Here is a 2596-nt window from a genome sequence, read left to right on the forward strand (position 1 = left end):
AAGTAATATTATGTCTTATGAAAATTAAAGTCTTTTTGAAAAACATATTTTTTATTACCACTATTTCTCTTTTTATATCTGCCTGCAACCCTAAAACCGATGTCTGGTTTAATGATATTAAAACAGTGATAGAGAAACGTGCTGCTACGAAACCTGATAGTATTGCTGTTACCTATAACGAAGACAGTACATCCCGGTTTGAACATTATTTTTCCGGTGGACATGAATATAAACTGAACAGGTTTTCTCAGAATTTATTTACAGAGTCAGATACTTTTTATCTGGATCTGGAATCATTATATAATTCGGATAAAACATTTGAATTAAGAAAAGGCCGTTTCAGCGATCATACCTTGCAATTTGAAGGAGTGCTGTATAAAGGATTTTATTATGGTCCTTTTATATTGTATTATCCAAATGGCAAAGTCAATATTCAAGGAGTGCGATACAAAGATGAGGATATTGGGATATGGGGAAAATGGGATGATGACGGAACATTCGTGGGAAATACGGATCATAAAAATGCCAGCAAAGAAGATGCTATCCTGAAGATTAAATTCGTTGAATAAAATTATAAACCAGCATGAAATCAATTTTTATATTTACCATTTTCTGTATAGCCTTCAATGCCTGTGTATTCAATGCAACGAAAGATGAGTCAAACATCTGTGAACTACATGGTAAAAAGATGCACAAATCGTTTGTGAAATCCGTGTATGGCAAAACCTATGTTGCCCCGAATACAGCAGTCTATCCGCATGCAAAAAAGAAACTGAACCAAGGTTGTGTAATTTATGAGCGGAAGTATAAATATGCTGTTGTGTGGTCGTGTTCAACTTGTACGAAGTTGAAACGGAAGGATAAAAAGGATAAGGAATAATAACATATCATAATTAAATGAAAACACTCTTATCTATTCTAGTTTTGAGTTTGATTTTTGCTTCCTGTGCGACCCTGAATCTGGCCGGAGGGGACGGCAGGATTTGTTCACTGCATAACAGGGGTATGCAAAAATCAGTAATTCGGGTTCACTACGGCAGAACGTGTCCTGAACGGGGAAATACAGACGAATATCCAAATGCAAAATCTATAAAATGTATGGGATGCATTGTGGATAGTATCCGATATAGGCGTGCCATAGTATGGACATGCAAAAGCTGTACAAAGGCAAAACGCAAACATCACTTGATGAATTAATATAACGGCATGCTGTTAGCATTGCTGTACTTATTTATGAAGCTCATAAAACAAGGTTAGAATAAATAGTTAATAAAATAAATTTATAAACGATGGGAATGGTTGGTAATTATCTTCGGGTGTCAAAAGAAGAATTTGAAGAATATATGCAGGAGAGCAGTAAGTTGGAAGACCGTGTGTATAGTGAAGATAATCTGGAGGATAAAAATCTGATGGATGTTGACAAAGCCTGGGAAGGTATTTTTTTCCTGCTTACAGGTGCATCATTGTCAAATATAGAGGATGCGAAAGAACCATTGAGTCTGATATTAAATGCAACAGAATTAGACCCTGAGCAGGATATGGGGTATGGTCCGGCGTTGTATAACACTGTAGAACAAGTCAAAGCCATCAGCGCAGAGATGAATAAAATCTCTGAGGAAGATTTAAAAAAGAAATTCCATCCTGAGAAGATGATGGAACTTCAAATTTATCCTAATATGTGGGATAGAGGTGAAGAAGAATTAGAATATCTTATTGATTATTATAGTATTCTGAAGGAATTTTATAATACTGCCGCTAAAGAACAACAAGCCGTTCTGTTTTTTATCAGTTAATCAAATTTTTCAGTATCCGCTGACATACGGTTGTCACTTCCCGCTATTATTTTTGTTTTATAAATAACAGAATAAAAAGCCAAGAAGATGTAGACACGTTACTATTTAAATGGCCTGAGGACTGTTTACTGACCACTGATTATTACATTTTATGAAAACAGAAGAGATAACAACATTTTATCCGAAGAGCCGGAAAGCCTGGCGGCAGTGGTTAACCAAGCATCACCGCTCGGAACAATCGGTGTGGCTGCTGCTCTATAAAAAAGAATCAGGAAAGCCTACCATCAGCTGGACGGATGCTGTTGAAGAAGCCCTTTGTTTTGGCTGGATTGATAGCAAGCGTAAATCGTTGGATGCGGAAAGCTTCATACAATTTTTTTGTCAGCGTAAGCCCAAAGGAACCTGGTCAAAAATAAATAAAGAAAAAGTAGTGGAGCTGATCAATGCCGGACTGATGACAGAAATGGGGCTGGCCAGTATTGAGACAGCAAAGCAAAACGGTTCATGGGAAATTCTCAATGAAGTCGATGCATTGGAAATACCCAAAGATCTGGCGAAAGCATTTAAAGCTTATCCCGGTTCAAAGGATTTCTTTTTAAGCCTGAGTAAGTCGGTACGCAAAATAATTCTGTATTGGCTGGTATCTGCAAAGCGGGTGGAGACCAGAGAAAAACGTGTTCATGAAGTGGCCGAACGTGCCGCACAAGGATTGAAGCCGAAGCACATCAATTAATTTTTTTTTGATAACAGTCTGTGTTTAAAGCCGTATATAATTTTATATTTCTATAATTTATCTTTTAAAC

The 2596-nt window shown here is 36.8% G+C and carries 4 protein-coding genes; all 4 read left to right on the plus strand.

Annotated elements, in window-relative coordinates:
* Positions 1 to 125 precede the first annotated feature (125 nt).
* Positions 126 to 569, plus strand: coding sequence for a hypothetical protein (locus QZ824_RS11285; RefSeq protein WP_291276117.1), 444 nt, complete (start codon positions 126 to 128; stop codon positions 567 to 569).
* Positions 570 to 688: 119 nt separating this feature from the next.
* Positions 689 to 880 carry a hypothetical protein gene (locus QZ824_RS11290; protein WP_291276118.1) on the plus strand — a complete coding sequence of 64 codons (192 nt, stop codon included), beginning with the start codon at positions 689 to 691 and terminating at the stop codon, positions 878 to 880.
* A gap of 415 nt (positions 881 to 1295) precedes the next feature.
* Complete coding sequence (locus QZ824_RS11295) at positions 1296 to 1793, plus strand: YfbM family protein (protein WP_291276120.1); 498 nt, start codon at positions 1296 to 1298, stop codon at positions 1791 to 1793.
* Between the two features lie 151 nt (positions 1794 to 1944).
* Positions 1945 to 2526, plus strand: coding sequence for a YdeI/OmpD-associated family protein (locus QZ824_RS11300; protein WP_291276119.1), 582 nt, complete (start codon positions 1945 to 1947; stop codon positions 2524 to 2526).
* Positions 2527 to 2596: the final 70 nt, after the last annotated feature.

Origin of the sequence: Flavobacterium sp. (assembly GCF_021151785.1) — a bacterium.
In the GTDB taxonomy this organism is placed as follows: domain Bacteria; phylum Bacteroidota; class Bacteroidia; order Flavobacteriales; family Flavobacteriaceae; genus Flavobacterium.

Coding starts and splice junctions, on each gene's coding strand:
- QZ824_RS11290 (WP_291276118.1), top strand. CDS start 689: ATGCACAAATCGTTTGTGAAATCCGTGTATGGCAAAACCTATGTTGCC.
- QZ824_RS11300 (WP_291276119.1), top strand. CDS start 1,945: ATGAAAACAGAAGAGATAACAACATTTTATCCGAAGAGCCGGAAAGCC.
- QZ824_RS11295 (WP_291276120.1), top strand. CDS start 1,296: ATGGTTGGTAATTATCTTCGGGTGTCAAAAGAAGAATTTGAAGAATAT.